Below are 6151 nucleotides of genomic sequence, written 5' to 3'. Positions count from 1 at the left end.
GCACGCGTCCGCGCATCTGTTTTTCTAAGTCTGCCAGTTCTCCCAGACATTCCCTGGTCCGGTTTTCTCCACCAGGCTTTATTCCGGCTTTTAACTTCCCCCCGATGGATTCCACAGACTTCACAAGCTCCCACAGATAGCAGATAATCTGGCTTTCCTCAAATCCTCCATAACGGACCGTAGGAAAATGGGATTCCCTCTTTCTTTTCCTCATCCGTCCGCTCCGTTCCTGTCTGCGGGACTTTCCTCTGCCTCCGACTGTCTCCACGGACTGGCACCTTCCTTTCGGCTTTTACTCTGTAATGAGTATTATGAAGTGGAATATTCCTTATTTCTTGAAATGGACAGCAGTATATTGCCATTTCCTATGATTTTTTATTACATTTTCGCTTCTCATATTGGGATATCAAACAGAACAGCACAGATGTAAATGATTTTATGGCACCACAAACAGGCGATTTCAGCCCCAAAAGCCAAATCACCGGATTTTCTTCCCATTACACCACAATTCTGCGAATTCTTCCTCGTATTTTGCAATTTTTTCCATTTCCAATCTTGCAATTTTTACGAAAGTGGGTATAATAGACTATATCATGAAGGGAAATCCCTTCTTTTAGATGTTGTAGATACCGCATAATACTCATTATGGGGTATTTTTATTTTATGCACCTGCTAGGCTTATCAAGCTAACCCAGCACCATCCGCATCCGCGACATCTGCCGCCTCGGCTGGTCCTCCGTTGTCATGGTGTAAATTCTGGTCGTGCTGATACTGGCATGTCCCAGCAAATCCATCAGTCTCACCACATCCTTCTCCACGCTATAAAATATCCTGGCAAACAGATGCCGGAAATTATGAGGGAACACTCTGTTTTCATCCACTCCGGCTTCCCTGGCCAGCTGCTTCATTTTCTTGCTCACATTACTTCTGTCCACCGGATTCCCATGCTTCGTAACAAAAATGCTCCCGGTTAATATCCCGGCCTCCCTGCAATACTTCTTCAGCATCCTGCTCAACTCCACCGGCAGCAGCACCACCCGCGATTTCCCTTTATTGTAGATCTCCGCCCGCCCCGCTTCCAGTGATTCCACAGTGATAAACCGCAGCTCACTGATGCGGATCCCGGTGCTCCCAATGGTCTGGAGCAGCATGCTCATACTCAAATCCCCGCACCGCCTGGCTGCCCGGACCAGCTTTTCATAATCCTTCTCCGTCATCTCCCTCTCCGGTCTGCTGTACAACACCTTCTGCACCCTAAACAGCTTCACCTTCAGCTCCTCTCTCCCCAGAAACACCAAAAAGCTGTTCACCGCCGCCAGCATGGAATTGGCGCTGGATATCTTATACCTCTCCCGCAGTTCCTCCTTATACTCCCTGATTCTCTCTTTCCCCAACACCTGATTCTCCCCCACATATTCCAGGAATACCCTCACATCCCGAAGATATTTCTCCACAGTAGCCCTGCTCCGTTCCTCATCCCGCAGATACTCCCGGTAGGCCGGCAGCATTTCCTTGGAAATAGTCAAATTTTTGCGTTTATTCATAACAGTCCCTCCTTCATTTGTATGATTCCTTACCGTTTACAATAAACGCAAATGGAAGAAAAAACAAGATAAACAGTCCACTGTTTGACGTTTTTCATATTTTAATTTTTTTGCTTGCAAATGCTTGCATTTAGAACATTTTAGGGTATAATATAAGAAAAGGAGTGTGATATATATGGCAAACACAACAGCCGTTTATGCACGTATTGATAATGAACTTAAGGAAAATGCCGAAAATATTCTGAGTCAGCTTGGTATTTCTCCATCCAGTGCTATCCAAATGCTTTACAGCCAAATAGTTCTTAAAAGAGGATTCCCTCTTAATCTTCAGCTGCCTCCTGTTAAGCCAACTGCTATTGGCGGCATGAGCCAAACCGAGCTTGATACCGAGCTTACCAAAGGGATTGAATCCTTGAAGTCCGGCAAATTTTATACAGCTGATGATGTAGATGCTGAACTCGCTAAGGAATTTGGCCTATGAGTGATGGGTATAAGGTCATCTATTCTCCGGCTGCATTTGACGATATTCGAAAAATCTATTCCTATATCGCATTCGAACTTCAAGCCCCAGATACTGCACAGAACCAGGTAAATCGTATTCGCCAGGAAATACGCTCTCTTGATTTCATGCCAATGAGGCATTCCTTTGTAGAATGGGAACCTTGGAGACGGATGCAGATGCACAAACTCCCCGTGGACAACTATGTTGTCTACTACACTGTTGAAGAAGAGTCCCATACGGTCACAGTAATTCGAATCTTTTATGGTGGGCAAGATACCCAAAACATGATTTAATAATACTTAATTTGACTATAACTCTACCACTAGAATCTCGAATCCAAAAGTATTTTGTACTTATACTGTCTCACAAAAAACTACCCCCGTCCGTTAGATTTATGTTCTAACTTTAGGGGGTAGTTTTATCTATATTCTTATGCCTTGATTCCAAGGGTTTCCGCAATACGTTCCTTGGTACGCTCACACTGGTTGCGGCCGTAAATAATATCGCTGACGGTGGAGTTGGCGATGCCAAGGCGTCTGGCCAGTTCCTGCTGGGGGATGTCCTGCTCTACCATTGCAATCTTCATCTTTTTGCCGAATGGGGTGCATGGGATTCTTGTTGCCATATGGGTTTCCTCCTATATTTTTAATTAATTTTATGAACTTGCACTCTGCAATGCAATGGTGAATGTGGGAATCACATCGAAACTCTCTCCATTTCTCCATCCATCCCCTGTGGCCCCATACAGTTTCATGGTTATATCTGCAGTGGAGGAACCTACTGGGCCTAGGACATTGGCGGAAGCTCCGCCCTCTGTTACATAGTAAGGGCTGTCTGGTTTAATCGCATCAGCCATCATCCATTTTTTGGTGCTATCTGTTGCGGCTGCTGGATATTTGATTGCTTCGCCATTTTTGCGGACTGCAAACATCACATTTTTTCCGGTAAGGTCATCCATCGTATTGACAAGTTCCGGAATTCCATCCGTTGTGCCGTCATTTGTTTTTATCCCCGTTATGCTGACTACCAAAGGCACTTTAGACAGATTCTTAATCGTGTAGTTGGTTGCCTGTCCCGTTATCTGATTTGTGTTTGTGGCATCCGTGCTTGTCACAATCGTAGTATCCGCTGTTATCGCTACGTTGGGGTCAATGTCAAAGCTGGCCTTAATCGGCACCTCTACCTGAATGTTTGTAATATTGATGGTGCCTGTCAATGTGGAGTCTGTTGTTCCGTCTGCCCCAAGGCCTCCGACCTCTTTGACTCCCGGCGTATCCGCAAGGGACGCCATGCTCCCTGTCACTGCCAATCCGATGGCCAATGCCACCGCTGCTGCTCTTTTTCCTCTTTTCATTGTGTGAATCCTCCTACTCCTTTTTCTTTTTAATGCTTTGCTGCTTTATATCAACCAGCCGGCAGTTCCTGTTATCTGGCTGCGCTGATTTTTAATGTGGGGCGGACGGTGAACTGGTATTGTCCGTAGAAATCCGGGGCCACTTTTCCGTACAGTTTCAGGTGTACGGTCTCCTCCGCCGGGATTTCCGTGATGTAAATGCTGCCGGTTCTTCCTGGAAGAAATGCCTGCCGTTCGAATTCCTGGGCTGTGCTGTATGTCTGGCCGGAGACTCCCAGCACCAGGATGGCTGTTCCCATGGGGCCTACCTTGGATATCTGGTCTACCAGCTGGAAGGACTGTTTCTCCTGGTCGGAGAATTTATCCTCGAAATGCAGGTCGCCCTTTGTCACCTCCGCCACTTGGGAAACTTCCACCTGGATGGGAACTTTGGAACGGTTCATGATTGGCAGGTCCATATCCTCAAACTGGCCACCTGGATTGTCCAGGCTGAATTCCCTTAATGTGTCCACGGTGAACTCCAGGCCGCCGGCCGGAAGGGCGATGGATAACAGTTCCACGTTGATGTTGCCAGTCAGGACGGAGTCCTGCGCCGCACTGGAATCCTGGATGGGGAAGGTGACATCGCCCATCTCTGCCTCTGCCAAAACTGGACCGGCCTGTACGATACAGAGGACAAACGCAAGAAGAATGGCCCGGATTCCGGCGATTATGGAGTTTCCGGATATCCTGAAGCTTCCGACAATTCTGGAGTTTCTGGAACTTCCAGAGCTTCCAGAGATTTCGGCAATGTCTGACATACCGGATGTTCTATGGTTCTGTTTCCTATTCTTATTCATAAACGTTTCCCTCCTTTCATTCCTGTAAGACCAGTTTGATTTTGACGGCGGCCTGCCCCATCAGGGTCTCGGTCTCTTCCTGGTATGCCAGGAATACGGCAGTGCAGTCGTACTCCCCGGCGGGAAGAGGTATGAGCAACGGGCCTGATTCCAGATAGTTTCCCGGACGGATGGCTCCTGTCTCAAATATCTTCTCCCCGGTGTCGTCACGGGTGATTTCCACGCGGATCAGTTTTCCCTGGTTGGAGGGATTTTCTATCATCCAGTTGATGGAACAGTCCGCTCCGGTGGTTTTCCCGAAGGGCGTTACATTCATGGACATGGCAAGCATGCCCTCCTCCACTACGCTGTCCAGTTCTTTCTGGCGCTGTTCCCTTGTCTTTCCGGGGATATCACCGGAGACCACGTTGGCCTCATAGGTCAGGCCCTGCTGGGATACCGGGGCGGCCCTCTGGCGGCTTAAATAAACGCCTGCGGCGGCTCCTGCCATACAGCAGACGGCCAGAAGAAGGAAGGCCAGCACTTTGATATTCGTTTTTCCGTTTCTGCCGCCGGGGGCCCCTCTGCGGCTGCCCCGGCTCTCTCTGATTTGTGTTTCTTCCGCCATCTCCATTTCCTTTCACCTCCCTGCTTTCTACCCGGTGCCCGGACGGCATCCGGGCTTACTCCAAAACATACAGTTTAATCTCCGCTCCGGCTCTTCCGATGTAGACGTTGTCCTCGATCCGGTAAGCGTCAAAGTAGGCCGTGCAGGGGTATTCCCCTTTGGGGAGCACCACGTCCAGAGGTACATCATCGATGTACTGCTCCGGGTCCAGGTAGCCGGACTGGTAGATAACTTCTTCCGTGTCATTTCTCTGGATAGTGATCGTGAACCGCTTTCCATTGCCAGGCGGGTTCTCTATCAGAAGGTTGGCTGTGGAGGTCCCGTTTTTCATGAATGGGGTGGCATTGATGGAGAAGGCCAGCATGCCCTCCTCCACCACCTGGTTTAACTCCTCCTGGCGTTTCTCCGGGTCCTGGTTCAGGGTTCCTGTTTTCACGTTGCCTTCGGCGACCAGAGAAACGGGTTCCGCGGCAGCCTGGACTGGCTGGGTGCGGGTGGATACCAGGTATCCGGCTGCCACCAGCACCGCCAGACAGAACAGGACTGACAGGCCGATGACCAGCAGGTTCATATGGATTACGCGTGTTCTTTTGTGGCTCATCCTGTCTCTCCTTCCTGGTTTTCTATCATCCGCAGTGTGATATCGATGGACATCTCACCAGCCGGTGTTTTGTCCTCAAACAATTCAATTCTGACTGTAACCGGGTATTCTCCGGGCGGTAGACTCTCTTTCAGCCGGACGCTCTCCACGTAGTATCCCGGGTCCACGCGGGTGGTGCCGCCTATCAATCTGCCAGTTTCTTTCAGATACAGACTGATTCTGGAGCTGTAATGGTTTTCCTCCGGGTTCTCATATTCGATGTTGCAGTCCTGGCTGCCTATCTCTATGGTGGGCAGTTGGTTGAGCATTACCCGGAAGCTCCCGGCTTCCACCGGTTTTGCTTCCCCTGATTCTCCTGATGTCAGAGTACCCTTTTGGGCATGTTTTTCCGGGCGGATATCCAGCTGGGCCTGGATGGGTGTGGGGAACCCATAACAGGACACAGCGGCGGCTGAGCCAAGTATCACAACCAGCAGCACAACCGTCACGGATATCCACCGATTTCTGCGATGACGGTGTTTGGAGCGACTGGTCTTCGTTCCGGCCGGGCCGGAAATCGGAGCGCCTCCAATCTGCCCGTTCTCCGGCTGTTTTTCTCTCTGATTCTCCTGCCGTTTTTCCTTTTGTCTTTCTTTCCAGTCCACCTGCCGTCCTTCCTGTAAGTCCTCCTGCTGGCTTTCTTGATTTCTCTTCTGTTCTCTCAT

At 49.5% G+C, this 6151-nt stretch carries 9 protein-coding genes and 1 pseudogene; 2 read left to right on the top strand and 8 right to left on the bottom strand.

Going from position 1 to position 6151, the window contains the following annotated elements; translation table 11 throughout:
• Nucleotides 1-214: pseudogene (locus HMPREF9473_RS27540) on the bottom strand (signal peptidase I); the annotation flags it as partial.
• Nucleotides 215-686: 472 nt separating this feature from the next.
• Nucleotides 687-1544 carry a tyrosine-type recombinase/integrase gene (locus tag HMPREF9473_RS04445; RefSeq protein WP_006778871.1) on the bottom strand — a complete coding sequence of 286 codons (858 nt, stop codon included), beginning with the start codon at nucleotides 1542-1544 and terminating at the stop codon, nucleotides 687-689.
• A 175-nt stretch (nucleotides 1545-1719) separates the two neighbouring features.
• Here HMPREF9473_RS04445 and HMPREF9473_RS04440 point away from each other — a divergent pair, with 175 nt between their 5' ends.
• Both HMPREF9473_RS04440 and HMPREF9473_RS04435 read left to right on the top strand, forming a co-directional pair.
• Nucleotides 1720-2025 (top strand): type II toxin-antitoxin system RelB/DinJ family antitoxin, encoded by a 306-nt coding sequence (locus HMPREF9473_RS04440; protein WP_006778870.1) that lies wholly within the window; start codon nucleotides 1720-1722, stop codon nucleotides 2023-2025.
• A complete protein-coding gene (locus tag HMPREF9473_RS04435) occupies nucleotides 2022-2339 on the top strand; it encodes a type II toxin-antitoxin system RelE/ParE family toxin (RefSeq protein WP_006778869.1) in 318 nt (105 codons plus the stop codon). Before HMPREF9473_RS04440 ends, HMPREF9473_RS04435 begins: the two co-directional genes overlap by 4 nt.
• A 137-nt stretch (nucleotides 2340-2476) precedes the next feature.
• On the opposite strand, the gene HMPREF9473_RS04430 is transcribed toward HMPREF9473_RS04435, so the two are convergent.
• The 6 genes from HMPREF9473_RS04430 to HMPREF9473_RS04405 form a co-directional block, all read right to left on the bottom strand.
• A complete protein-coding gene (locus tag HMPREF9473_RS04430; protein ID WP_006778868.1) occupies nucleotides 2477-2671 on the bottom strand; it encodes a helix-turn-helix domain-containing protein in 195 nt (64 codons plus the stop codon).
• A 30-nt stretch (nucleotides 2672-2701) separates the two neighbouring features.
• A complete protein-coding gene (locus HMPREF9473_RS04425; RefSeq protein WP_006778867.1) occupies nucleotides 2702-3400 on the bottom strand; it encodes a hypothetical protein in 699 nt (232 codons plus the stop codon).
• A 71-nt stretch (nucleotides 3401-3471) separates the two neighbouring features.
• On the bottom strand, nucleotides 3472-4239 hold the full coding sequence (locus HMPREF9473_RS04420; protein WP_006778866.1) for a hypothetical protein: 768 nt from the start codon (nucleotides 4237-4239) through the stop codon (nucleotides 3472-3474).
• A gap of 16 nt (nucleotides 4240-4255) precedes the next feature.
• Nucleotides 4256-4852: a hypothetical protein gene (locus HMPREF9473_RS25975; RefSeq protein WP_006778865.1), complete on the bottom strand. Its 597-nt coding sequence runs from the start codon at nucleotides 4850-4852 to the stop codon at nucleotides 4256-4258.
• A 49-nt stretch (nucleotides 4853-4901) separates the two neighbouring features.
• Nucleotides 4902-5447: a hypothetical protein gene (locus HMPREF9473_RS25970; protein WP_006778864.1), complete on the bottom strand. Its 546-nt coding sequence runs from the start codon at nucleotides 5445-5447 to the stop codon at nucleotides 4902-4904.
• Nucleotides 5444-6151: a hypothetical protein gene (locus HMPREF9473_RS04405; RefSeq protein ID WP_006778863.1), complete on the bottom strand. Its 708-nt coding sequence runs from the start codon at nucleotides 6149-6151 to the stop codon at nucleotides 5444-5446. Before HMPREF9473_RS04405 ends, HMPREF9473_RS25970 begins: the two co-directional genes overlap by 4 nt.

The sequence above is a fragment of the Hungatella hathewayi WAL-18680 genome (assembly GCF_000235505.1).
GTDB classification, from domain to species: domain Bacteria; phylum Bacillota; class Clostridia; order Lachnospirales; family Lachnospiraceae; genus Hungatella_A; species Hungatella_A hathewayi_A.
Note: the sequence above shows the minus strand (reverse complement) of the source record. Positions and strands in the feature narration are given on the sequence as shown.

Coding starts and splice junctions, on each gene's coding strand:
- HMPREF9473_RS25970 (WP_006778864.1), bottom strand. CDS start 5,447: ATGAGCCACAAAAGAACACGCGTAATCCATATGAACCTGCTGGTCATC.
- HMPREF9473_RS04435 (WP_006778869.1), top strand. CDS start 2,022: ATGAGTGATGGGTATAAGGTCATCTATTCTCCGGCTGCATTTGACGAT.
- HMPREF9473_RS04440 (WP_006778870.1), top strand. CDS start 1,720: ATGGCAAACACAACAGCCGTTTATGCACGTATTGATAATGAACTTAAG.
- HMPREF9473_RS04420 (WP_006778866.1), bottom strand. CDS start 4,239: ATGAATAAGAATAGGAAACAGAACCATAGAACATCCGGTATGTCAGAC.
- HMPREF9473_RS04430 (WP_006778868.1), bottom strand. CDS start 2,671: ATGGCAACAAGAATCCCATGCACCCCATTCGGCAAAAAGATGAAGATT.
- HMPREF9473_RS25975 (WP_006778865.1), bottom strand. CDS start 4,852: ATGGAGATGGCGGAAGAAACACAAATCAGAGAGAGCCGGGGCAGCCGC.
- HMPREF9473_RS04445 (WP_006778871.1), bottom strand. CDS start 1,544: ATGAATAAACGCAAAAATTTGACTATTTCCAAGGAAATGCTGCCGGCC.
- HMPREF9473_RS04425 (WP_006778867.1), bottom strand. CDS start 3,400: ATGAAAAGAGGAAAAAGAGCAGCAGCGGTGGCATTGGCCATCGGATTG.
- HMPREF9473_RS04405 (WP_006778863.1), bottom strand. CDS start 6,151: ATGAGAGAACAGAAGAGAAATCAAGAAAGCCAGCAGGAGGACTTACAG.